Origin of the sequence: Pseudomonas sp. B21-041, assembly GCF_024748675.1 — a bacterium.
Taxonomy (GTDB): Bacteria; Pseudomonadota; Gammaproteobacteria; order Pseudomonadales; family Pseudomonadaceae; genus Aquipseudomonas; species Aquipseudomonas neuropathica.
Genome location: NZ_CP087175.1, coordinates 4145226 through 4170376, shown reverse-complemented (window position 1 = coordinate 4170376; position 25151 = coordinate 4145226). Strand labels below are relative to the sequence as shown.

Below are 25151 nucleotides of genomic sequence, written 5' to 3'. Positions count from 1 at the left end.
GGATCGCGGCGCACCGGGAAAATTCATTCGGATTGTCCGACGGTCTCTATCGTTGGCGACGCCGTGGCGCACTGGTTACCATGGTTTCCCCGCCAACCCCAATGAATGCTCGCCATGGCCCTTGCCGCACCGCCCGATCTCAGCGATACCGATGTGCCTGTGCAACCGCTGGCACGCACGTATCCGCGCGGCTTGTTTATCGAGCCGCATGAGCATGTCTGGGGTCAGTTGCTGTATGCGATGAGCGGGGTGATGTGGGTCGAGACCCCGCACGAAGCGCTGGTGGTGCCGCCGCAGCGCGCGGTGTGGTTGCCGCCGGGGGTGCCGCACGGGATTCGGGTGGTGTCGGATTTGCAGATGCGCAATATCTACCTGCGTCCGGCGCTGGCGGCGACGCTGGACACGACGGTGCAGGTGATCGAGGTCGGTGGTTTGTTGCGCGAGTTGATTGTCGGGCTGGTGGAGCAGGGCGACAGCGGTGAACCGGCCTACTACGAGGCGTTGGTCGGGCTGGCCTTGCTGGAACTGAAACGCGCTAGGCGTTCACAGTTGAAGATCCCGATGCCGGATGATTCCGATCGGCGTTTGATGAACCTGTGCCAAGCGGTAATGGCAGCGCCGTCGCTGGAGATTCCGTTCGAGCAGCACGCGGCAAATGCCGGGGCCAGCGTGCGCACGCTGGCGCGGTTGTTCAAGGACAGCCTCGGCATGGGCTTCGCCGAGTGGCGGCGGCAGGTACAACTGGCGACGGCGGTGGCGGAGTTGATTCAGGGCGTGGCGGTGAGTGTGATTGCCCGGGAGCTCGGCTATTCACCCAGTAGCTTCAGCGACATGTTTCGTCGCGAACTGGGCGTCGCCCCTTCGCAATTCACTCTGTAACGACGCTATATCCTGAACCTACACAGAACCTTGTGGGAGCTGGCTTGCCAGCGATAGCGGTGTGTCAGCCGATGAGGATGTCGGATGTACAGGCCTCATCGCTGGCAAGCCAGCTCCCACAGGGTTTTGTGGTGACTGTGGTTGGTTTGTCCGAAATTCAGAAGTCCTTGGCCGATGCCAACCTCGCCGACTCCCTAAACTTTGCCCATTCCTTTCCACGGGCGGAGTTCCTCCCCATGAATTACCTGATTTCGCTAGCCATCGGTCTGGGCGTCGGTCTGTTGTACGGCGCGCTGGATTTCCGTTCTCCGGCGCCACCGGCTATCGCGCTGGTCGGTTTACTCGGCATGTTGGCCGGTGAGCAGTTGTGGCCGATGGGCCGGCAACTGGTCGCGGGCTGGCTGTCCTGAAATCCCTCTTTTCCTTCGGTGGATGTCCCCATGAAAGCACTGCAATTCGATAAAACCGGCGATCTGTCTGCCCTGCGTTACGTCGAGGTGCCGACCCCGGTACCCGGCGCTGACGAAGTGCTGGTGCAGATCAAGGCTGCCGGGCTGAATCCCAGCGATGTGAAAAACGTCCTGGGTCGTTTCCCCTACACCACGCTGCCACGGATTCCCGGTCGGGATTTTGCCGGTGTCGTTGTCGAAGGCCCGCAGGCCTTGATCGGTCAGGAAGTCTGGGGCACTGGTCGTGAGCTGGGCTTTTTTGCCGACGGCTCCCATGCGCAGTTCGTCAAACTGCCGGCCAATGGTGTGGCGCACAAACCTTCGCATCTGAGTTTCACCCAAGCCGCCAGCCTCGGCGTGCCGTACACGACGGCGTGGGATGCTTTGGAACGCAGTCTGGTAACGGCTGAAACACGTTTGCTGGTGATCGGTGGCGGTGCGGTGGCCACCGCTGCTTTGGCGCTGGCGAAAGTGCGCGGCGCGCAGTTGCTCGCGGCGGCGCGGCGCCCGGAGCAGGTGGCGGAGTTGCAGGCGCAGGGTTATCAGACGATTCAGCTGGATAAACCCGAAGACCTCGGTGCGCAAGTCAATGCGGTGTATCGCGGCGGCGCCGATGTGATCTTCGACACCACCGGTTTCTGGTTGCCGGCGTCGGTGGCAGCGTTGGCAACTTTCGGACGGATCGCGATCATCGCGGCTCCGGTGGATGGGCATGTGCAATTACCGGCGCTGGCCTTGTATCGCAAGGGCGGTTCGGTGGTCGGGATCAATTCGTTGTTGTATGGCGTTGAAGCGTGTGCGGCGATGCTCGAGCAGTTCGGGCGGTTCTTTGATGAAGGGTTGTTGCCGTTGCCGCAAGGGTTGGTCGAGGCGCCGTTGGCCGAAGGCCTGGCGCGCTACGCCGATGTGAATCAGGGCAGCGGTGACAAGGTCATCCTAATTCCCTGATACACCGCAAAACCCCTGTAGGAGTGAGCCTGCTCGCGATTGCGGTGTATCAGTCACCCATGTATCAACTGACACACCGCGATCGCGAGCAGGCTCACTCCTACAGTAGATCGGTGTCGGGCTCAGGATTGCGGGACGCCGTTTTCCCACGCCGACCAGTTTTTCAGTATGTCCTGCACCAGCGGATTCCCCGCGCGATAGAGGTTTTCCAGCGCCGGCACGAAGCCGCCCTGATCGGCGTATTTGAGCAGGTTGTCCACTTCACTGCCGCCCGGCTCTGGACGATCAAAATCGGAGCCGGCACGCACCACAGCCAGACGTTGCACGTCGACCAGACCTTCGCGACTGGCACGCAGCAAGGCTTCATAGGTGGAGTTGTCTTCCTGCTGCGTCGTGCAGTATTCGCCCTTGTTATCGGTCAACAACTTGGTCCAGACCTCGGCCCGTTCGCTCAGGTGCGTGCCGGAGAACCAGGTGTTGCCGGCCAGTGTGTCGCAACGGGTCACCACCGGTGGTTGATTGGCCGGGGCCGACGGGTATTTCAGGCGCCACGCGGCGGATTCCTTGCTTTCGCTCAGCTCAACCTTGTGGCTCAGGGCGAACGCCTTGGCCTGCAGTTTCGGGTTGAGTTCAAAGACTTCGGTCTTGTAGTCCAACGGTGGTTTTTCGTTCGGGCCTTTGGTGTTGATGCCCAGGTAACCGGTCGGCCAACTCGACGGCGCATCGCGCGAATCGATCTCCCATTGCGTGCCGAACTCCACCAGATAATGCGCCCACGCGGCGGTGCCGATAGTCCCGTGTTTCGGGCTGATGCCGGCGATACCGGCGATCAGGAAGTAACTTTTGCGCAGGTCGAATTTCGGCGACAGCGCCAACGCCAATGTCGAGGCGGCGGCGTTGGTCTGGCCCATGCCGGTGGTCAGCAGGCACACCTGCTGGGTGTTGCAGCGGATGCTCGGGTACTCGGCGGACAGGCCCGGCACGCGGATTTCCTGCTTCAGCTCCAGGCGATCGATCCAATGCTGCGCCTCGGGGGCGAACATGGTGATCAGCACGACTTTCGGTTGCATCGGTGCTTCGGCGGCCCACGCGGTGGAGGAGAGCACGGCCGCACCGGCCAGGGTCAAACGCATCATTGCTTGCATGGAAAACTCCTTGATTCAGAACTGATAACCGACGCCGGCGTAGTAACCCCAGCCGTTGGAACGCGCGCGGAAATTACCGTCGCCAAAATTCAGCTCGCTACCGTCTTCCCAGTTGCCGCCGTTGTGGAAATAACGGCCGACCAGGGTGAAGCGCAAGTGCGTGAACGAGTAGAGCAGGACGTTGGTCGCCACCGTCGCGTTGGCCGTGCGCGCGGGGTTGTCCTTATGGATGTCCGAGCCGAAATCGAAGTTGGTGAAACCGATGTAGGTCAGCGACGCGCCGTTGCTGAATTTATCGATCGGCACGATGTACTTGAGCTGTGCACGGTAGCCGTCCCAGGAATATTCATTGCTCGCGCCGTAGTTTTCCCACTGATAGCGACCGTAGAGGTTGGCCGACAGATTGACCCGCGAATGGGTGTCGATGTCGGTGCCGAAACCGCTGTAGAGGGTGTTGGCGCGGTTCTCTTTGCGGCTGCCGTGGTCATAGATCCAGTCGAACGCCACATACCATTCCTTGAACGGGCCGATGGCCAGGCTGCGGCCGGCGAGGTAATCAATGGAGATGCGCGGTTCGTGCTCCATGAACACCGGCGAGCCGTGATCCCACACGCCTTTGTCGTGGCTGTTGCCGATGTTGAAGATCTTCGGAATGTCGATGTAGCCGTACAACTCGAACGGGCCTTTGCGGCCGAAGTACTCGTATTCCAGATAGATGTCGTCTGCCGGTTGCGGGCCAAAACTGATGTCTTTGCTGCCGATCAGCATCAGGTCCTGGTTGTACCAGTCCGACAGGTACGCGCCTTGTTTCGGCGGGCTGGCTTCGGGGCTGAGGGCTTCGCCCTGGGCGGATTCTTCGGCTGGCGCCGGTTGCGCCAGAACGCTGTGGCTGAGAACTCCGGTAACGCCGGTCAGTAGCAGGGAAACAGCGAGCGTGCGCGCAAACGGTGCGCGAAAAGGGCATGCGATGGGCATTCAAAGTCCTTTTTTTGCGGATCGAGGCCCGTGTTCCGTGGGCTTGTACGGTTTTGTTACGAAAACGTTGGTATTGACGTTACGCAAACGTTTGCACAAGGCGTACCAGTTTTCTCAATGCTCTGAAATATCGATGAATTCGCAAATTTAACTGACGGACTGATCAGGTATGCCTGCTCACCGCAAAACCCCTGTAGGAGTGAGCCTGCTCGCGATAGCGGTTTATCAATAAAACGTGGGCTGACTGACACACCGCCATCGCGAGCAGGCTCACTCCTACAGGTTCTGCGACAGGCTGAAGGCCCATGGATACGGGCTGAAACGCTGATTCCAGACCCCTCTAGTATTAAAGTATTAACACCATTTAATCCGTGCCCCATTGCCGGGCGTCTACTAGCGTTGTCCCCAATAACGCGGTTTTGTGATGACCGTCGCAGTCTTGATTCGCGTGTGGAATAAGCACGGTTCTGCGCGCCCTCAAGGAAGAAATTGGCCACGACAAGGAGTAGCCCGTGGAAGCAAGGTTTGGTGTCGCCCTCGTTTCGCGTTTTTCCCCTCTTTCCCTTGCTGTGCACTTGAGCGTCGCCGGGCTGCTGTTCGGCGGCGTCAGCGCACCTGCGCTGGCCACGTGTTCCACGGCAGGTTCCACTGTGACCTGCACCGGCGTGCCGAGTCTGCCGCTGTTCCTCAACAACTTCTCCAGTGCCACCAGCGGTTTGACGGTCAACGTCAACAGCGGCGCGCAGATGAACGCGACCCTCGGCGGCCATGTGATGGACCTGACCGGGGTAAACATCTCCCTGAACAACTCCGGCACCCTCGACCCGGCGCTACTGGGCCTGGTCTCGGTGTTGAGTGGCGGCGCATTCATTGGCACCGGTGCGACCAGTACGGTCAGTGTGCTCAACAATGCCAGCGGGATCATTCGCGGCACGGGCATGTTGCTCGGGCTCAACCTGACCAGCATCGACGGCCTCGGGATTGCGGTGAACAACGCCGCTGCCGGCACCACTAGCATCACCAACAACGGCACCATCACGTCGACCGGTTTGTCGGTCGGCGGCATCACCCTCGCCGACACCCCGGTGGTCGGCGTCTACGGCGGTTCGCAGGTCAACATGACCAACAGCAGCACCGGTGTGATCAACGGCCGGATCGCGTTCGAAACGTCGGCGGCGGGCAATACCTTCACCAACGCCGGTGCGATTACCGGCGGTGTGTCGATGGGCGCGGCGAGCACCAACACCTTCACTGCGGTGACCGGCTCCAGCGTCAACGTCGGTGACGGTGTACAGATCAGCGTCGGCCTCGGCGGTTTGATCGGCATCAACCTGACCTTCGCCCCGACCGGTACGGTGGATGGCGGTGCGGGCGGCACCAACAGCCTGATCCTGCAAAACCCGGCTGGCGTCGGCGGCGGTATCACCGGGACTGGAACGGCATCGAGCGCCACCTACATCAACTTCAACAACCTGACCCTCAACAGCGGTACCTGGACCTTGCAGGGGCCATTGGTCAGTGGCGCGACCACGCTCAACGGCGGTATCGCGAATTTCAACAACAACGCCACCTTCGGCAGCGGTGTGCTCACCTCCAACGGCGGGGTTCTGCAGGCCAGCAACGCCGGGTTGAACATCAGCAATCTGATCTCCCTCGGCGCCGCCGGCGTCACGCTACAAGGCAGCAACGCGACCACCCTGAGTGGGGTGATTTCCGGCAGCGGCGGTTTCACCAAGGCCGGTACCGGCCAGCTTAATCTCAGCGCCGCCAACACCTATCTGGGCAACACCACGCTCAACGGCGGCACGGTGCAGGTGGGCAACAATCAGGCGTTCAGCACTGGCACGCTCAATGTGACCGGCGCGACAACGCTGAGCGCACCGGGCACCATCAGCCTGGCCAACGCCATCAGCCTCGGCGGCACCTTGACCGCCGGTGGCACTGGCGCGCTGACCCTCAGCGGCTTGATCAGCGGCAGCAGCGGCTTGACCAAAACCGGCAGCGGCAGCCTGACTGTCAGCGGCGTCAACACCGGGTTCACCGGTACCACCACCCTCAGCGCCGGCAGCCTGCTGGTGACCAACAACAACTCGCTGGGCAGCGGTGCGCTGAACACTGCCGCCGGCACCAGTCTGGACAGCACCACCAACGTTACGCTGGCCAATAACATCGGCATGACCGGTGCGCTCAACGTGCTCGGCAGCAATGCCCTGACCCTTGGCGGCGTATTGTCCGGCACCGGCGGCATCACCAAATCCGGCAGTGCCAGCCTGACGTTGACCGGCAACAACAGCAACAGCGGCAACACGCTGCTCAATGCCGGTAGCCTGTTGGTGGGCAGCAACACCGCGCTGGGCACGGGCGCACTGAATACCGCCGCCGGGACCACGCTGGATGCGACGGCGGCGGTGACGTTGGCCAACGCCGTCGCAGTGACCGGGGCGCTGACCCTTGGCGGCACGCAGGCATTGGGCCTGAGTGGCGTCGTCAGCGGTGCGGGTAACCTGATCAAGAACGGCACCGCCAACCTGAGCCTCAGCGGCAACAACACGTTCTCCGGCGGCACCGCGCTCAACGCCGGCACGCTGATTGTCGGCTCCAACACCGCGCTGGGCACCGGGGCTTTGACCACGGCAGCCGGTACCACGCTGGACGCCAGCACCGCCGTTGCGTTGACTAACGCCGTTTCGCTCGGCGGCAACCTGAACGTCGGCGGCAGCGCCAACCTGACCCTCGGCGGCATCGTCAGCGGCAGCGGCGGGCTGACCAAAAACGGCGCGGCCAACCTGATTCTCAATGGCGCCAACACCTTCCTCGGGGCGGTCGCGTTGAACGCGGGCACGATCACCGCGGGCGCCAACGCGGCGCTCGGCAGCGGCAACATCACCGTCGGCGGCGTGGCCACCCTTGACAGCAATTCCGCTGTGACACTCAACAACGCGGTCATTCTCAACAACAGCCTGGGCATTGGCGGCAGCAACGCGCTGACCCTCGGCGGGGTGATCAGCGGCGCCAGCCAACTGGTGAAAAACGGCGCGGCCAATCTCACGCTCAGCGGCGTCAACACCTACAGCGGCGGCACCACGCTGAATGCCGGCAGCCTGACGGTCGGTAACGGCGCCGCACTGGGCACCGGCGCCTTGTCGGTGGAAGGTGCGGGCACGCTCAACAGCAGTTCGGCCGTGACCCTGAACAACAACGTGATTCTCAACGCCAACCTCACCGCCGGCGGCGCCAACGCGCTGACCCTCGGCGGGGTGATCAGTGGCGGCAATGGTTTGATCAAGACCGGCGCATCCAGCCTGACCCTCAACGGCAACAACACCTACACCGGCACCACGGCGCTGAATGCCGGTTCACTGATTGTCGGTTCCAGCACCGCCCTCGGGACCGGCACACTGAACGCCTCAAACGGCACCTCGCTGGATGCCAGCACCGCCGCGACCCTAACCAACAACGTCAACCTCGCCGGCACTCTGACCCTGGGTGGCTCCAATGCGCTGACCCTCGGCGGCGTGGTCGCCGGTATCGGAGGACTGACCAAGAACGGCGCTGCCGACCTGACCCTCAACGGCGCCAACACTTATTTTGGCAACACCGCGTTGAACACCGGCAAACTGACCGTCGGCAGCAACACCGCGCTGGGTTCCGGTACGTTGAACGCGGCGGCCAACACCACGCTGGACGCCAACACGGCCGTCAGCCTGAACAATGCCGTGGCACTCGCTGGTGCCTTGAACATCGGCGGCACGGCGAATATGACCCTGACCGGTCTGGTCAGCGGCGTTGGCAGTCTGGTGAAAGACGGCGCGGCCAATCTGATTCTCAACGCCGCCAACAACTACGCCGGCGGCACCACGCTGAACGCCGGCACCTTGACCGTCGGCAACAGCTCGGCACTGGGTTCCGGTGCGCTGACCGTCGCGGGCGCCGCGACGCTGGACAGCAATTCGCCGCTGGTCAGCCTCAACAACGCGGTCGCGCTGAATGCGGCGCTGACCGTGGGCGGTACGCAGAACCTGACCCTCGGCGGCGTGACCAGCGGCGCCGGCCAGTTGATCAAGGACGGCGCGGCCAACCTGACCCTCAATGGCAACAACACGTTCAGCGGCGGCACCACGCTCAATGCCGGTACGCTGACCCTGGGCAATGCCAACGGTCTGGGCAGCGGCGTATTAATCGTCGGTGGCGCGGCAACGCTGGATAACAGCGCTTCGTTTGGCATTGGTAACGCGGTTACTTTGAACGCTGGGCTGACCGTGGCCGGCAATAACGATTTGAGCTTGAACGGCATCATCGACGGCGCCGGCAGCCTGACCAAAAATGGTTTGTCTGACCTGACTCTGGCCGGCAACAACACCTTCACCGGCGCGCTGAATATCGTCTCGGGCAGCGTCACCACGCTCAATACCAACGCGTTGGGTAACACCTCCGGCGTCAACATCAGTGCCGGTGCCGGGTTGAATCTGGGCAGTGACGCCAGCCTCGGCGCGCTGACCGGCAGCGGCAGTGTGCAACTGACCGGCAGCAACACCCTGACCGTCGGCAGCGGCAACGTCACCAGTACGTTCGACGGTGATCTCAGCGGCAGCGGCGGCTTGGTCAAAGTCGGCACTGGCACGCTGAACCTCACCGGGATCAACGGCATCACCGGCAACACCGCGATCAATGGCGGCACCGTTGATCTCAGCGGCTCGCTGGGCAGTGCTCAACTCAACGTCAATACCGGCGGCACCCTGACCGGTACCGGCTCGGCGCTCGGCGCGGTCAACATCAACAACGGTGGGCATCTCGCGTTGTCGTCGGGCAACACCTTGTCGGCGAGTGCTCTGACTCTCGGCGCCGGCAGTAACGTTGATGTGGCACTGGGCACACCGTCGACCTCATCGCTGATGAATGTCGGTGGCAACCTGACTCTCGACGGCAATCTCAATGTCACCGATGCCGGCGGCTTCGGCGTCGGTGTGTATCGCTTGTTCAACTACACCGGCAGCCTGACCAATCTCGGTCTGGACGTCGCCAGCGTGCCGGTCGGCTACGGCCTCGGCGATCTGCTGGTGCAAACCGGCGTGGCCAATCAGATCAACATTCAAGTCTCGGCGCCGAACAGCAACATCCGTTACTGGGACGGCAGCCAGACCATTGCCAACGGTGTGGTCGATGGCGGCAGTGGCACGTGGAATGCGGTCGGCACCAACTGGACCGATGCCAACGGTCTGGTCAACCAGCCGTGGGCCGGCGACTTCGCGGTGTTCCAGGGCAGCGCCGGCACTGTGACGGTGAACGGCACGCAAGCGTTCACCGGCATGCAATTCCTCACCGATGGCTACAACGTGGTTAACGGTGCGGCGGGGCAACTCACGGCGGTCAACGGCACCGGCGGCACCACTTCGTTGCGCGTCGATCCGGGCGTGACGGCGACCATCAATGCCAATATCGATGGCAGCGGCATCCTCAATAAACTCGATGCAGGCACCTTGGTGCTCGGTGGTGCCAACACTTATACCGGCGGCACGCAACTGGACGGCGGCAAGATCATCGTCGGCAGCAACACCGCGCTCGGCACCGGCACGCTGACGGCGAATGCCGGTACGCAATTGGACAGCAACGCGGCGGTGACACTGGCCAACGCGGCGACGCTCAACGGTAACCTCACCGTGGTCGGCAGCAATGCGTTGACCCTCAACGGCGTGATTGGCGGCACCGGTGGCTTGATCAAAACCGGCACGGCCAATCTGACCCTCGGCGGCAATAACGCTTTCCTCGGCCCGGTGGCGCTGAATGCCGGCGGACTGATTCTGGCGTCGAACTCAGCGCTCGGCTCCGGCACGTTGAACGCGGCGGGCGGTACGACGCTGGATGCCAGCACGGCGGTTTCGGTAAACAACGCGGTCAACCTGGCCGGCAATCTCGGCATCGGCGGCACGGCGGATCTGACCTTGGCCGGTACGGTCAACGGCGCCGGCAGCCTGAGCAAAAACGGCGCGGCCAACCTGACCCTCAGCGGCAACAACAACTTCCTCGGCGGCACCACCCTGAACGCCGGCACCCTGACCGCCGGCAGCAACTCGGCACTGGGCCTGGGCAACCTGACCGTGGCGGGCGCCTCGGCGCTGGACAGCAACAGCGCGCTGAGCCTGGGCAACAACGTCGTGCTCAACGCCAATCTGAGCAACACCGGCAGCAACAACCTGACCCTCGCAGGTGTCGTCAGCGGCGCGGGCGGCTTGATCAAGGACGGCGCGTCGAACCTGACCCTCAATGGCATCAATACTTACTCCGGCGGCACGACACTGAATGCCGGTACGTTGACCCTCGGCACTGGCGGGTCGCTGGGCAGCGGCGCGCTGACTGTGGCCGGCGCTTCGACCCTCGACAACTCCGCGCCACTGGTGCTGGCCAACAACCTCAACGTCAACGCGAATCTGGCCCTGGCCGGCAACAACAACCTGACCCTTGGCGGTGTGATTGCCGGCGCCGGCACGTTGAGCAAAAACGGTCTGGCCGACGTCACGCTGAGTGGCAACAACACCTTCAGCGGCACGTTCGATGTGGCGTCCGGCAGCCTGACCACACTGAGTGGCGCAGCGCTGGGCAACAACGCTACGGTCAATCTCGCGGGTGGCGCGGCGCTGAATCTCGGTGCTTCGGGCAGCCTCGCCAGCCTTACCGGCAGCGGCACTGCGCTGATCGGTACGGGCAATACGTTGAGCCTTGGCGGCAACAACGTCAGCAGCACTTTCGCCGGCATCCTCAGCGGTGACGGCAGCCTGAGCAAACTCGGCAGCGGCACCTTGACACTCAGCGGCATCAGCGATCTGACCGGCGACACCAGCGTCAACGCCGGCACCTTGCAGGTCAACGGCTCGCTGGCCAGCGGCAACGTGTTGGTCAACAACGGTGGCACCCTCGGCGGCAGCGGCACCTTGACCGGTGCCGTGACGGTGGCCGATGGCGGTCATCTGGCGGGCGTCACCGGCAGTACGCTGAACGTGAGTTCGCTGGTGTTCAACGGCAACTCAAACTTCGACGTCGGACTTGGCACACCGGTGTCCGGTGGCGGCAATGCGCTGGTCAGCGTTGGCGGCAACCTGACCCTCGACGGCACCCTCAATGTCAGCGACATCGGCGGTTTCGGCAGCGGTGTGTATCGCCTGATCGACTACACCGGCGGCCTGACCGACAACGGCATGCTCTTCGGCACGTTGCCGGGTAGCGTCAGCCCGGGCGATCTGCAACTGCAAACCGCGCTGGCCAATCAGATCAACCTGCTGGTCACCGCACCGGGCGTCACCGTGCAGTTCTGGGACGGCAATCAACTGGTGGCCAACGGTTCGGTCGAAGGCGGCAGCGGCACCTGGGGCACCGGCACCACCAACTGGACCGACGTCAACGGCACTACCAACCAGGCCTGGACCAACAGCTTCGCGGTGTTCCAGGGTGCGGCCGGCACGGTGACCGTCAACGGCGCGCAAACCATTACCGGCCTGCAGTTCGTCACCGATGGCTACAGCTTGGTGAATGGCACGGCGGGCTCGCTGAATCTGGTCAACGGTTCACTGGGCAATGCCACGGTGCGGGTTGACCCGAACGCCACGGCAACCATCGGTGTCGCGCTCAACGGCAGCGGCACGCTGGGCAAATACGACAGCGGTACGCTGGTGCTCAACGCGGCCAACGGCTACACCGGCGGCACGGCGCTGAACGGCGGCAAAATCGTGGTTGGCAACAACGCGGCGCTCGGCACTGGTGTGTTGACCGCTGCTGACGGCACGGCGCTGGACAGCAACGCGGCCGTCAGTCTGGGCAACGACGTGGTCGTCAATGGTGGTTTGACCGTTGCCGGCTCCAACGCCTTGACCCTCGACGGCGTGGTCAGCGGCAGCGGCAGCCTGATCAAGGCCGGCGCATCGAGCCTGACCCTCAACGGCAGCAACACTTTCAGTGGCGGCACTCAACTCGCCGGCGGCACGCTGGTTCTTGGCAACAACAGTGCGATCAGCAGCGCTGCGCTCAATGTGATCGGCAATGGCACCCTCGATAGCACTTCAGCGCTGCAACTGGCCAATGCCATCAACCTTGGCGCTCAACTGACCCTGGCCGGTAATCAGAACACCACATTGATCGGTGCGGTGACCGGCACCGGCAGTCTGCTGAAAAACGGTAGCGGCGATCTCGTTCTCAGTGGAGCTAACACTTACAGCGGTGGCACCACGCTGAACGGCGGCACGACGCGCGGTGACACCAGCAGCCTGCAAGGTGCGATCGTCAACAACGCGACCCTGACCTTCGAGCAAAACGCCGATGGCAGCTACACCGGCAATCTCACCGGCGCCGGTACGCTGAACAAAACCGGGGCTGGAGAGTTGCTGCTGACTGGCAACAACACCTTCACCGGCAACACCTCGGTGCAGGCTGGCAACCTGATCGTCAACGGCGTGCTCAACAGCGCCAATGTCGACGTTGCCAGCGGTGCGGGCATCGGCGGCGGTGGCCAGTTTGGGGGTGCCGTGCAACTGGCCAGCGGCGCGACGCTGCTGGGTGGCGGTACGGCAACGCCATTGTCAGTCGGTTCGCTGGCACTGTCGTCGGGGACCAATCTGGACTTCAGCCTCGGCTCGGCGGCCAGTTCGACCACGGTGGTCAATGTCGCCGGCAACCTGACCCTCGACGGTACGTTGAACATCAGCAACGCCGGCGGTTTCGGCACTGGGGTTTATCAACTGTTCAGCTATGGCGGCAGCCTGATCGACAACGGTCTGGTCTACGGTAGCCTGCCGGTGTCGGCGGCCAACCTGACCCTGCAAACCGCCATCGCCAATCAGATCAACCTGCTGGTGCAAGGCACCCCGGGTGAGGTGCAGTTCTGGAACGGTGGCACCACCAATCCGGACGGCAGCATCGGTGGCGGCAGCGGTGTGTGGGGGCCGGACACCAACTGGACCGATCCGAGTGGTACTCAGGCGCTGGCTTCAAATGGTCAGTTCGCGGTGTTCGGCGGTCAGGCAGGTACGGTTACGGTGCAGGGCAATCAGAACTTCACCGGCCTGCAATTCCTCTCCGGCGGCTACAGCCTGGTTCCAGGGGCTGGCGGTACGCTGACCCCGGTCAACGGCACGGACGGCAGCCTCGCACCGGTGCGGGTCAATGCCGGAGGGAGCGCAGAAATCTCCGCGCCGCTGGTGGGCACGGGCGGCATCGAGAAGCTTGATTCCGGCACGCTGGTACTGAGCGGCGCCAACACCTACAGCGGTGGCACCACGGTCAGCGGCGGTACGCTGGTCGGTAACACCACCAGCCTGCAGGGCAATATCCTCAACAACGCATCGCTGCTCTTCTTGCAGAACTTCAATGGTCAGTTCAATGGATCGCTGCGCGGACTTGGCGTGATGCTCAAACGCGGTACCGGCACCTTGCTGTTGACCGGTGATAATCCGTTCAGCGGCACGGTCGCGGTCGATCAAGGTGTGCTGCAAGTGGGCAGCCTTGCGGCGCGCGCTTCGTTGGGTGGGCAAGTCACCGTGGCTAACGGAGCCGGCCTGAGCGGTAATGGCAGCGTCGGCTCGGTGGTCAACCATGGCGTTGTCGCCTCGGGCTCCGAAGCAGGAACGCTGAGCGTGGCCGGTAACCTGACCAATGCGAGCGACGGGGTGCTGGCGCTGACCGTCAGTTCGCCAACCGCGACACCGTTGGCCGTCGGTGGCACCGCGACGTTGGGCGGCGCTTTGCAAGTCAACTCGCTGGCACCGTTCACCGGCAACACCACGTATTCGCTGATCACGGCGGGCGGTGGCGTGAATGGCACCTTCAGCGCTGCGGACCTGCCGCAATACGCGTTCCTCAACACAGCACTGGTGTATGACGCCAACGCGGTGAACCTGGTGGTCAGCCGCAATGGCAACTCGTTCGCCGATGTCGCCGCCACCGGCAACCAGTTCCGCACCGCCACCGCGTTGTCGAACAACGGCCCGGCCGGTGCGGCGTTGCAGAACGAGATCGTCAACCTCAGTGTTGCCGGTGCGCGCAATGCCTTCGACAGTCTGTCCGGTGAGATCCACGCCAGCACCGCCAGCGCCATCCTCGAGGATTCGCGCTATGTGCGTGACGCGGTCAACGATCGCATGCGCCAACCGTCATGCAGCGCGGCGGATGATCCACGCCGTGCTCTGGCGCCAAGTGACAACCAATTGAGTAGCAACGGTTGCCACGGCGAAATGGTTGGCTGGGCGCGGGCTCTTGGTGCGTGGGGTGAGTCGGATGGCGACAGCAACGCGGCGAAACTCGACCGTAACCTCAGCGGCTTCATGCTCGGCACCGACAAGCAACTCGATGACCAGTGGCGCGTGGGCATGGCCGCCGGTTACACCCGCAGCGATCTCGATGCGCATGATCGTCGCTCGGATGCCACCGTTGAAAGCTACCATCTGGCGGCGTACCTCAATTCGCAGTTCGATGCACTCGCAGTGCGCCTCGGCGCCGCGTACAGCTGGCACGACATCGAAACCAAACGCAACGTCAGCGTCGGCAGCTACAACGATCGTCTGAAAGCCAACTACGACGCGCGCAGTGCGCAGGTGTTCGGTGAAGTCGGTTACACGATTGACGCCGGCGGCATTGCCCTTGAGCCGTTCGCCGGGCTGGCCTACGTCAACTACGACACCGACAAAGCCAAGGAAAAAGGCGGAGTAGGGCGCTTGGAAGCCGATGCCGATCAAGACATCACCTTCTCGACCCTCGGTGTACGCGCCGGCAAAGTCATCACCCTGGCCAACGGCGGGCAATTCACCCCGCGCGCGGCGCTCGGCTGGCGCCATGCCTTTGGTGACACCAAGCCTGACGCTGATCTGACCTTCATCGACGGCGGCGCCTCGTTCAGCACCCAGGGCGTGCCGATCGCCAAGGACAGCGCGATTGTTGAAGCGGGGGTCGACTTCCAGATCAGCCCGACCGGCAAACTCGGCGTCGGCTACTCGGGTCAACTGTCGAACGACAGCAACGACCATGCGATGACCATCAGCTTCAGCCTGGGCTTCTGATTTAGGGGCGAAGCACTTTTAGCCGCCCGTAAGGGCGGTTTTTTTTTGCCTTGTCGCCAGATGATCGTTCCCACGCTCTGCGTGGTAACGCCTCTAGGGACGCTCCGCGTTCCGGCTCCGTGAAGGGACGCGGAGCGTCCCGGGCTGCATTCCCACGCGGAGCGTGGGAACGATCGGATAGACCCGGCGTGCTCTGCTAGAATCGGCCCCATCAACAGCCTGAGACTCCCCCATGAGCGAGCCGATTCGTCTGACCCAATACAGCCACGGCGCCGGTTGCGGCTGCAAGATTTCCCCGCAGGTGCTGGAAGTGATTCTGGCCGGCAGCGGTGCGCAGAACCTTGATCCGAAACTGTGGGTCGGCAACGCCTCGCGCGATGACGCGGCGGTCTACGAGATCGATGCCGAGCGCGGTGTGGTCTCGACCACCGACTTTTTCATGCCGATCGTCGATGACCCGTTCGACTTCGGCCGCATCGCCGCGACCAATGCGATCAGCGACATCTACGCGATGGGCGGTGATCCGCTGATGGCCATCGCGATTCTCGGCTGGCCGGTCAATGTGCTGGCGCCGGAAGTGGCGCGTGAAGTGATTCGCGGCGGCCGTGCCGTGTGCGACGCGGCGGGCATTCCACTGGCAGGCGGGCATTCGATCGATGCGCCAGAGCCGATCTTCGGCCTCGCCGTCACCGGTCTGGTCGAGAAGCGCCACATGAAGCGCAACGACACCGCTACCGCCGGTTGCCTGTTGTACCTGACCAAACCGCTAGGCATCGGCATCCTCACCACCGCCGAGAAGAAGGGCAAGTTGCGCCCGGCCGACGTCGGCGTGGCCCGCGACTGGATGTGCACCCTGAACAAACCCGGCAGTCGCTTCGGCAAACTCGCCGGCGTTACAGCGATGACCGACGTTACCGGTTTCGGCCTGCTCGGGCATCTGGTGGAAATGGCCGATGGCAGCCAGCTCACCGCGCGCATCGCCTATGACCGTGTGCCACGTCTGGACAGCGTCGAGTATTACCTCGATCAAGGTTGTGTCCCCGGCGGTACGCTGCGCAACTTCGACAGCTATGCGAGTAAGGTGGGCCGCGTGCAGGAACTGCACAAACGCGTGCTCTGCGACCCGCAAACCAGTGGCGGTCTGCTGATCGCGGTGACGCCGCAAGGCAATGAAGAATTCCTCGCTGTTGCCGCCGAACTGGGTCTGAACCTTGCGCCAATCGGCGAACTGGTTGAGCGACAGACGAACGCAGTCGAGGTGATTTGATGCTCCGCGACTGCACTGACTACCGAGACATTTTTCTCAACGACCGGCCGTTGATGGACGCCCGCGCACCGGTCGAATTTCACAAGGGCGCGTTCCCCGGCGTGATCAATCTGCCGCTGATGAACGACGTTGAACGGCAGAAGATCGGTACCTGCTACAAGCAACACGGCCAGCAGGCCGCCATCGAGCTGGGCCATCAACTGGTGTCGGGCGCGGTGAAGGCCGAGCGCATCCAGGCCTGGGCCGATTTTGCCCGCGCCCATCCTGACGGTTATCTGTATTGTTTTCGTGGCGGCCTGCGCTCGCAGATCACTCAGCAATGGCTGCGTGACGAGGCCGGCATCGACTATCCGCGCATCGGCGGTGGTTACAAAGCGATGCGCAACTTCCTCATCGACACCCTTGAACAGGCCATCGCGCAATGTGATTTCGTCCTGCTCGGCGGCATGACCGGCACTGGCAAGACCGAAGTGCTGGTGCAGTTGCGCAATGGCCTGGACCTGGAAGGGCACGCCAATCATCGTGGCTCAAGCTTCGGCAAACGCGCCACCGGACAGCCGTCGAACATCGATTTTGAAAACCGCCTGGCCATCGACATTCTCAAGAAACGCGACGCGGGGTTTGCGCAGTTCGTGCTGGAGGACGAGAGCCGGGTGGTCGGCAGTTGCGCCTTGCCGCTGCCGCTGTATCAGGGCATGCAGCAGTACCCGATGGTCTGGCTGGAAGACAGTTTTGACGATCGCGTGGAGCGGATTCTGCATGATTACGTGGTGGATCTGTCTGCGGAATTTACGGCTGTGCACGGTGAAGAGGGCTTCACGTTGTTTTCTGAACGCTTGCTGGAAAGCCTCAACAATGTGCAAAAACGCCTCGGCGGCGAGCGTCATCGGCGAATGCTGTTGTTGATGGAAGAGGCGTTGATCGAGCAGGGGCGGAGTGGGGCGGTGGACTTGCATCGCGGCTGGATCGAAGGGTTGCTGCGTGAGTATTACGACCCGATGTATGTGTTTCAGCGCGAGAAGAAGGGCGGGCGGATCGAGTTTGCCGGGGAGCGTGGGGCGGTGCTTGAGTATCTGCGTGAGCGGGTGAATCAGAAGGATTGATAGTGCTTTTGCTGGCCTCATCGCTGGCAAGCCAGCTCCCACAGTTATTGCGGATGTACATGGATTTTGTGTACACCCTAGAACCCTGTGGGAGCTGGCTTGCCAGCGATGGGGCCGGTTCAGACAGAAGATGACTCAGGTCGGGCAGGTTTCCTTGCCATGATCCAGCCCCTGCTTGTAGCTGTGGCTCTGCAGACTGGCCTTGCCGTTGTGCCAGGTCAGGGTCAGTACATACAGCGAGTCAAAATCGTTGCCCGCCCAGTCCTCGGTGATGTTCTGCTTCTCGCCGACCGCTTTGCCCGCCACCTTGTTGATCAGCTCTGGCAGATAGCCGTGGGACCAGGCGGTGTAGATCGTCGAGTTGTGATACTTGTCTTCCAGCAGTTCGCGGGCCAGATCGCTGGTGTCGTTGGCCGAGAACTCGATGTTCACCGGCAGGCCGAGCTTGATCGCGGCGGGGCTGATGGTCATCAGCGGGCGAATGTAGCTGTAGGAATTATCCAGCTCACCTTCCTCGACATTGCGCGTCGGGTTGGCGGCAAACACGTAATCGGCCTTGCCGAATTTCTCCGGCAGCAGCGTCGACAGGTCGATGGCGCGGTTCAGGCCCTGACAGTTGAGCTGGCCGAGGCCACCTTCGGGTTTCTCCGCATGGCGCAGGAACACCAGCGTCTGGGTACCGTTCACCGGTTGCGCGCGGCTTTCGCTGGACTCCAGCGACAGGAACAGCGCACTGACGGCCAGCAGGGAAGGCAGGGCCACATATGCGCGGTGTTTGAAACGTTTGGCGAATCGCATAAGGATCGTCATGAAATAAAAGGTTCTTCAACAAATTCGGTTAAGGCTGACAAACCTTTACACCGCGGGCTCCCAGCACCGGGTGTTTTCCCTGTCGTGAACGGCTTCCTCTGCAACAAAGGCATAGCTCAGAGTCCCCTGAGGGCCGATTGGTTCGATCGTCCGAGTGCGCAGCACTCTAACGGCTACGTTCAGCGGCCTGGTGGCAGGTTAGCGACAGGATGTTACGGGTTCATGTAGGCGCTGGCGCAGGCTGTGATCTTTTTGCAGGCTGCAAAGGCTCAAGATCAAAAGATCGCTGCCTGCGCAGCGCCTACATTATGATCAGGCTTTAATTTGTGACTGGATGCTTCCCATGACCGATCTGTCCGCGTTCCCGATCACCCAGAAATGGCCGGCGCAGTACCCTGACTGGATTCAGCTCTATTCCTTGCCGACGCCCAATGGTGTCAAAGTCTCGATCATGCTCGAAGAGATCGGCCTGCCGTACGAACCGCACAAGGTCGCTTTCGACAGCAATGATCAATTGTCTGCCGAGTTCCTTTCGCTGAACCCGAACAACAAGATCCCGGCGATCCTGGATCCGCATGGCCCCGAAGATCAGCCACTGGCGCTGTTCGAATCCGGTGCGATCCTGATTTATCTGGCCGACAAAAGCGGCCAGTTGCTCGCGCAGGAAGGTGCGCAGCGCTACGAAACCATCCAGTGGCTGATGTTCCAGATGGGCGGCATCGGTCCAATGTTCGGCCAGCTCGGTTTCTTCAACAAATTCGCTGGCAAGGATTACGAGGACAAGCGCCCGCGTGATCGTTACGTCGATGAAAGCAAGCGTCTGCTCAAGGTGCTCGACGGCCGGCTCGAGGGTCGTGACTGGATCATGGGCGAGCGTTACACCATTGCCGATATCGCCACGTTTCCGTGGGTGCGTAACCTGATTGGGTTTTATGAGGCCGGTGATCTGGTCGGCATCAGCAACTTCCCGAATGTCACCCGCGTACTGGGGCGATTCCTCGCCCGCCCAGCGGTCATTCGCGGCCTGACCATCCCCTCATGATTTTCGGGCTATACACATAACCTTGTGGGAGCTGGCTTGCCAGCGATGACGCCGGTACAGTCGACATCTATGTTGACTGAACCACCGCCATCGCTGGCAAGCCAGCTCCCACAGGGATTTACAGTGTTCTGAAAGATTGTTACCCGCCCGGTAATGCACTCTTGATTGATCCAGGTTTGTACCGCGCGCCCCGCAAGGCATAAGCTTCGCCCCCTACGACTTTCGTCTCATCTGCCGTTTTCAGGAAAGGCCCCCATGTCCAGTCAGCTCCCCGAAGCACGTCCCCGCCGTCTGCGCCGCAATGCGAGCCTGCGCAGCCTGTTCCAGGAAACCGAATTCAGCCTGAACGATCTGGTCCTGCCGATTTTCGTTGAAGAAGAAATCGATGACTTCGTGCCGATCAAGAGCATGCCCGGGGTGATGCGCATTCCCGAGCGCAAACTGGCCAGCGAAATCGAGCGTTATGCCCGTGCTGGCGTCAAGTCGGTGATGACCTTCGGCGTGTCGCATCATCTGGACAGCAACGGCAGCGATACCTGGCGCGAGAATGGTCTGGTCTCGCGCATGTCGCGCATCGCCAAGGACGCTGTGCCGGAGATGATCGTGATGTCCGACACCTGCTTCTGCGAATACACCGATCACGGCCACTGCGGCGTGATGCACAACCATGAAGTCGACAACGACCAGACCCTGATCAACCTCGGCAAACAAGCTGTGGCGGCGGCCCGCGCTGGTGCCGACGTGATCGCGCCGTCAGCAGCGATGGATGGACAAGTGCGGGCGATTCGTCAGGCGCTGGATGCCGCCGGTTTCACCCAGATTCCAATCATGGCTTACTCGACCAAGTTCGCCTCGGCACTCTACGGCCCGTTCCGCGAGGCCGGTGGCAGTGCGCTGAAAGGCGACCGCAAAAGCTATCAGATGAACCCGATGAACCGCCGCGAAGCCCTGCGCGAATCGCTGCTCGACGAGCAGGAAGGCGCCGATGCGCTGATGGTCAAACCGGCCGGCGCTTACCTCGACATCATCCGCGACATTCGTGAAGCCTCGAACCTGCCGCTGGCGGCGTATCAGGTCAGTGGCGAGTACGCGATGATCAAGTTCGGCGCGCAGGCCGGGGCAATTGATGAGGATCGCGTGGTGCGAGAGAGTCTGGGCGCGATCAAGCGTGCGGGTGCTGATTTGATCTTTACTTACTTTGCGATGGATCTGGCATTGGCCGGGATCTAAAGACCAACGCACAACCCTGTGGGAGCTGGCTTGCCAGCGATAGCGTCAGCACAGTCAAAATCAATCTTGACTGATCCACCGCTATCGCTGGCAAGCCAGCTCCCACAGGTTCTTGTGGTTTCCTTGGGTCAGAGGCAGGCAAAGAACGGGCGGATGCCGTGATCGCGGAAGTAGCGTTCAATCACTTTCGGATCCGCGCTGCTTTCGGCAATCGCCACATAGGTATCCGGGCGCAGTAGATAAAAACCGTTACGTCCCAACCCCGCCGTTTCAAATGCGGGGCGCCAGTCGAACACATGCAGCGGTAAATGGTGTTCATTGCACCAGGCGATCATTTCGTCGCTGGTGTCGCCGTACACGTGCACCTGCCAGCATGGTTGCCTTAGCGGTTCGTAATTATCCCCCTCACCATCATGCGCCCACGGCAAGCGATCGCCGCCATGCACTTGGCCGGCGGCGCCCTGGCTCAGCGGCATGGCGCGATAGTTGAGGGTGACTTGTGACACGGTGCGAAAAAGGAACTCGCGACTGGCCTCGAACGAAGCCATTTTCGGGATCAGAAACGGTGCCACACGCATGCGTAGCAGATCGGCCATGCGTCCTTCGGCAGTGACAAAACTGAAGACTTTGTCGGTGGTCGACACCAGTCGGCGGGCGAAGGCAATGCGTTCGGTTTCGTAGCTGTCGAGCAGGCTTGGTTCGGCGCCACCGCTGAGCACAGCGGCGAGTTTCCACGCCAGATTGATCGCGTCGCCAATGCCGGTGTTCATGCCCTGACCGCCCGCCGGGCTGTGCACATGCGCGGCATCGCCGAGCAGAAACGCACGACCGCTGCGAAAATGCTCGGCCACGCGGTGATGCACGCGGTAGGTCGAGAACCAGTGCACGTCTTCGATATGCACTTTCAGATGTTCGATGGCACGGCTGCTGACGTCGGAGAATTCCAGGCTTTCGGCGCGATCCGCGCGCTCATCACGCACCGTGCCGATCAGACGGGCACGGCCTTCGCCGGCCAGGGGAAACACGGCGAGGAAGTCCGCCTCATCCAGATCCAGGTGCAACTCGCCGTTCATCGCCGGGCCGCTGGCCTTGACGTCGGCGACGTAGAAAATCTGCTGATAGGTGCCGCCGGGAAAACCGGTGTCGAGGGTTTTGCGCACCACTGAGCGGGCGCCATCACATCCCGCCAGATAACAGGCCTGGCAGATTTCCTGCTCGCCATCGGGCAGGCGCAAGTGCGCGGTGAGGCCGTCGCCGGTTTCCTCGAAGCTTTCCAGGGTGGTATCGCGTTCGACCGTGACCCCATAGTCTTCAAGACGCTCGATCAGCAGCCGTTCGTGTTGATCCTGCGGGAAGATTTCGACGAATGCGTAGGGTGTCAGGCCTTCGCCGATGCGGTTCAGTGGCAACTGCGCGACCGGTTTACCGTTGACCCAGAAATTCGCCGCCGCCACCCGATGGCCGTTGCGCACCACGGTGTCGGCGAGGTCCAGTTGCCGGTACAACTCGAGGGTGCGCGCCTGCACCGCCAGCGCTCGCGACGTGGTACCGGGCGCGGAGGCCTTGTCGATGATCCGCACGCGCACGCCCAGTTTGCTCAGCCACAGGGCCAGCACCAGCCCGGTGGGGCCGGCGCCGATGATCAGAACGTCGCTGCGGTTCATGGGCCTGTCCTCCGTTTGCTGTGCAGCAAGTATGGATCAGCAGGAGCGGGTGGCCAGTTGATCGGCCAGACGGAAGACGGCCCCGCAGCGGTGAGGCTGTGGGGCCTTTTTTGGGTGTTCGGCGGGAAGGTATTGGCGGTAGTGAAATTTACCCCCTCACCCCAGCCCTCTCCCCCAGGGGGGCGAGGGGGAAAGGGAGCCGATTTGTGTGTTTTTTAAGACTTGAGTTCGACTCGATATTTCAGGTCGGTGTAACTTGCAAGAACACCACGGTCAGTCCCCTCTCCCTCTGGGAGAGGGTTAGGCGGGCGGCGTTCCGATGAGGGGCTTTTCAGCCTTAGAAATCAATAGTCCCGGACAACTTCGCCACCCGCGGCTCACCCTGAGTCAGATACCCCCCTTGAGCCGATTCCCAATACTTCTTGTTCGCCAGATTTTCCACGCCCAGACGCACGGTCACGTCCTTCTCCGACACCTTGAACGCATAACGCGCCCCCGCATCGAAGCGGTTCCAGGTCGGCAGGCTGAGGTTGTTCGCCGCGTCAGCGTATTGACCGCCGGTACGCAGCATCCGCGCATTCAGCGCCACGCCTTGCAGACCCGGCACGTCCCAATCCGCACCAGCGTTGAACTGGAAGGTCGGCACACCGATCGCACGGTTGCCGTCGTTGGCGCCATTGAGAGTGTTCTTCAGTTCGGTGTCCATCAGGGTCAGACCGCTGATCAGGCGCAGACCATTGATCGGTTCGCCGAACACGTTCATTTCCACGCCTTTGTTGATCTGCTCGCCTTCACGCACGTAGGTGCAGGTAGTCGCACTGTCGATTTCGCAGTAACCATCGCTCGGCTGCTCGATGCGATAAACACCGAGGCTGGCGCCGTAAGTGCCCATGTCGACTTTCACCCCGACTTCGGTCTGCTTGGAGCGTTTCGGCGCATAGACTTCGTTGCCGTTGGTGACACGGAAACCACCGGAACTGGTCGGCGAAGTCGGGCCCTGGGCCAGACCTTCGATGTGGTTGGCGTAGAACGACACATGGTCCCACGGCTTGAACACCACGCCGTAGACGGGTGTGGTGATCGATTCGTCGTAGCTCGACTTGCGACCGCCGCTGCCCCAACTGGCGTAGTTGTAGCCTTGCACCACCAGTTGCTGGCGACGCAGGCCGGCGGTGACCAGCAGGCGATCATCGAAGAAACCGAGGGTGTCAGAGAGTGCGATGCTGCGGTTGAAGGTCTTGCCGACGATGCCGGGATCATTCAAGTCGCCGCCGGCAAAGTTGCCCACCGGCGACGGCGTTTGCACCGGGTGGTAGATGTTGTTGGCGTATTGGGTCAGGTCAAAATCATAGGCGCTGCGCTGCTCGGCCCAGATGCCGGTCAGGCCGAAGTTGAGCTTGTGGCTGACCGACCCGGTGTTGAATTTACCGTTGAGGCCGGCCATCACGCTGGTGTTGTCTTCGTCGTGCGGAATGAACGAGCCGGTGGTGAACGACGCGCCGTTGTTACCGACCAGCGTGGTCGAGTTGTAGCGCCCGACTTCGCGGGTGTGCTTGGCGCCGCCAGCGGCGTAGGCAGTCCAGTTGTCGTTCAGGTCGTACTCGGCGCGAAGCATGCCGAAGGTGTCTTCGATGTCGGTGTAGCCCCACTTCGGCGCGTAGTTGGTGTCGGCCGAGGGCGCGTCTGGAATGTGCGTGGCAGTGCCGAGGTTGACCGAGTTACGACCACCGTTGACGCGTTCTTTCTGGTAGGCGAAGTCGCCGGAGAGGCGCAGGGCGTCGCCGCGATAATCGAGGCCGATGGCGAACAGTTTCGAACGCTGGTTCTCGTGATCGATACCGGTGTCACCTTCACGCTGGGACAGGTTGATCCGGGCGCCGAAGCGGTTGTCTTCACCGAAACGCTGACCGATGTCGAAGTGATGACCGATGCGGCCTTCGCTGTTGATGTCGGTGGTGTAACGCCGCAGCGGCACATCACCGGCGCGTTTCGGTTGCAGATTGACGCCGCCGCCGATGCCGGAACCGGTCGGGGTCACGCCGTTGATAAAGGCGTTCGGGCCTTTGAACACTTCCACGCGCTCCAGGGCATCGGTGGAAATGATCTGCCGGGGCAGCACGCCGTACAGGCCGTTATAGGAAATGTCGTCGCCGTTCAGTGGCAAGCCACGGATCATGAAGACCTGCGCCTGGTTGCCGTAACCGGACGCCTGACGTACCGAGGAATCGTTGAGCAGCACGTCGGCGACGTCTTCGGCCTGCTGATCCTGAATCAATTGTTCGGTGTAGGACGCGGCGCTGAACGGCACGTCCATCATGTCCTGATTGCCGAGCACGCCGAGTTGACCACCACGGGCGACCTGACCACCCGCGTAAACCGGGGGCAGGGCGTTGGGCGTCGGGGCTTGGGCGTTGACGTTGACGTCGTCCAGCACCAGCGCTTTGGTATCGCCTTCTGCGGCTTGGGCGGTGATGGTCAGGGAACACAGCAGGGCGAGAAGCGTCGGGCGAAACGGGACGGCGAGTCGAGCTGGAACGGGCATGTAGATACCTGGAGGCGCACGGCCGGTGAGAAAAATAAGGGCGGCGCGGGAACTCCTTGCG

At 62.1% G+C, this 25151-nt stretch carries 13 protein-coding genes; 8 read left to right on the top strand and 5 right to left on the bottom strand.

Annotated features, from left to right (window positions below; genetic code table 11):
- The first annotated feature begins 105 nt into the window (after positions 1-105).
- The 3 genes from LOY43_RS18330 (at position 106) to LOY43_RS18320 (ending at position 2276) form a co-directional block, all read left to right on the top strand.
- Positions 106-879 carry a helix-turn-helix domain-containing protein gene (locus LOY43_RS18330; protein ID WP_095124418.1) on the top strand — a complete coding sequence of 258 codons (774 nt, stop codon included), beginning with the start codon at positions 106-108 and terminating at the stop codon, positions 877-879.
- Between the two features lie 236 nt (positions 880-1115).
- On the top strand, positions 1116-1289 hold the full coding sequence (locus LOY43_RS18325; protein WP_007969534.1) for a DUF1427 family protein: 174 nt from the start codon (positions 1116-1118) through the stop codon (positions 1287-1289).
- Between the two features lie 30 nt (positions 1290-1319).
- Entirely contained in the window at positions 1320-2276 is a 957-nt protein-coding gene (locus tag LOY43_RS18320) for a zinc-binding alcohol dehydrogenase family protein (protein WP_258708513.1), read from the top strand.
- Between the two features lie 122 nt (positions 2277-2398).
- Here the strand turns inward: LOY43_RS18320 and LOY43_RS18315 are convergent, their stop codons facing one another.
- Together LOY43_RS18315 and LOY43_RS18310 are read right to left on the bottom strand one after the other, a co-directional pair.
- On the bottom strand, positions 2399-3421 hold the full coding sequence (locus tag LOY43_RS18315; protein ID WP_258708512.1) for a purine nucleoside permease: 1023 nt from the start codon (positions 3419-3421) through the stop codon (positions 2399-2401).
- A 15-nt stretch (positions 3422-3436) separates the two neighbouring features.
- Entirely contained in the window at positions 3437-4396 is a 960-nt protein-coding gene (locus LOY43_RS18310) for a nucleoside-specific channel-forming protein Tsx (protein WP_258708511.1), read from the bottom strand.
- 512 nt (positions 4397-4908) lie between these two features.
- Here LOY43_RS18310 and LOY43_RS18305 point away from each other — a divergent pair.
- From LOY43_RS18305 to mnmH, 3 genes are all read left to right on the top strand, one after another.
- Positions 4909-15432 (top strand): autotransporter-associated beta strand repeat-containing protein, encoded by a 10524-nt coding sequence (locus tag LOY43_RS18305; RefSeq protein WP_258708510.1) that lies wholly within the window; start codon positions 4909-4911, stop codon positions 15430-15432.
- Between the two features lie 232 nt (positions 15433-15664).
- Complete coding sequence (gene selD / locus LOY43_RS18300; RefSeq protein ID WP_095124423.1) at positions 15665-16699, top strand: selenide, water dikinase SelD; 1035 nt, start codon at positions 15665-15667, stop codon at positions 16697-16699.
- Positions 16699-17802 (top strand): tRNA 2-selenouridine(34) synthase MnmH, encoded by a 1104-nt coding sequence (gene mnmH, locus LOY43_RS18295; protein ID WP_258708509.1) that lies wholly within the window; start codon positions 16699-16701, stop codon positions 17800-17802. Before selD ends, mnmH begins: the two co-directional genes overlap by 1 nt.
- 135 nt (positions 17803-17937) lie before the next feature.
- Here mnmH and LOY43_RS18290 read toward each other — a convergent pair whose 3' ends face one another.
- A complete protein-coding gene (locus LOY43_RS18290) occupies positions 17938-18612 on the bottom strand; it encodes a histidine phosphatase family protein (protein WP_258708508.1) in 675 nt (224 codons plus the stop codon).
- 343 nt (positions 18613-18955) lie between these two features.
- Here LOY43_RS18290 and LOY43_RS18285 point away from each other — a divergent pair, with 343 nt between their 5' ends.
- Entirely contained in the window at positions 18956-19654 is a 699-nt protein-coding gene (locus LOY43_RS18285) for a glutathione binding-like protein (protein ID WP_095051005.1), read from the top strand.
- Between the two features lie 255 nt (positions 19655-19909).
- Positions 19910-20884, top strand: a complete 975-nt coding sequence (gene hemB / locus LOY43_RS18280) for a porphobilinogen synthase (protein ID WP_258708507.1) — start codon at positions 19910-19912, stop codon at positions 20882-20884.
- Between the two features lie 128 nt (positions 20885-21012).
- On the opposite strand, the gene LOY43_RS18275 is transcribed toward hemB, so the two are convergent.
- Together LOY43_RS18275 and LOY43_RS18270 are read right to left on the bottom strand one after the other, a co-directional pair.
- On the bottom strand, positions 21013-22548 hold the full coding sequence (locus LOY43_RS18275) for an FAD-dependent oxidoreductase (protein WP_258708506.1): 1536 nt from the start codon (positions 22546-22548) through the stop codon (positions 21013-21015).
- Positions 22549-22885: 337 nt separating this feature from the next.
- Complete coding sequence (locus tag LOY43_RS18270; protein ID WP_220556539.1) at positions 22886-25090, bottom strand: TonB-dependent siderophore receptor; 2205 nt, start codon at positions 25088-25090, stop codon at positions 22886-22888.
- Positions 25091-25151: the final 61 nt, after the last annotated feature.

Excerpts from the sequence above, each read along its gene's own strand:
- LOY43_RS18325 (WP_007969534.1), top strand. The coding sequence starts at position 1,116 with ATGAATTACCTGATTTCGCTAGCCATCGGTCTGGGCGTCGGTCTGTTG.
- LOY43_RS18310 (WP_258708511.1), bottom strand. The coding sequence starts at position 4,396 with ATGCCCATCGCATGCCCTTTTCGCGCACCGTTTGCGCGCACGCTCGCT.
- LOY43_RS18290 (WP_258708508.1), bottom strand. The coding sequence starts at position 18,612 with ATGACGATCCTTATGCGATTCGCCAAACGTTTCAAACACCGCGCATAT.
- mnmH (WP_258708509.1), top strand. The coding sequence starts at position 16,699 with ATGCTCCGCGACTGCACTGACTACCGAGACATTTTTCTCAACGACCGG.
- selD (WP_095124423.1), top strand. The coding sequence starts at position 15,665 with ATGAGCGAGCCGATTCGTCTGACCCAATACAGCCACGGCGCCGGTTGC.
- LOY43_RS18270 (WP_220556539.1), bottom strand. The coding sequence starts at position 25,090 with ATGCCCGTTCCAGCTCGACTCGCCGTCCCGTTTCGCCCGACGCTTCTC.
- LOY43_RS18330 (WP_095124418.1), top strand. The coding sequence starts at position 106 with ATGCTCGCCATGGCCCTTGCCGCACCGCCCGATCTCAGCGATACCGAT.
- LOY43_RS18320 (WP_258708513.1), top strand. The coding sequence starts at position 1,320 with ATGAAAGCACTGCAATTCGATAAAACCGGCGATCTGTCTGCCCTGCGT.
- hemB (WP_258708507.1), top strand. The coding sequence starts at position 19,910 with ATGTCCAGTCAGCTCCCCGAAGCACGTCCCCGCCGTCTGCGCCGCAAT.
- LOY43_RS18275 (WP_258708506.1), bottom strand. The coding sequence starts at position 22,548 with ATGAACCGCAGCGACGTTCTGATCATCGGCGCCGGCCCCACCGGGCTG.
- LOY43_RS18285 (WP_095051005.1), top strand. The coding sequence starts at position 18,956 with ATGACCGATCTGTCCGCGTTCCCGATCACCCAGAAATGGCCGGCGCAG.
- LOY43_RS18315 (WP_258708512.1), bottom strand. The coding sequence starts at position 3,421 with ATGCAAGCAATGATGCGTTTGACCCTGGCCGGTGCGGCCGTGCTCTCC.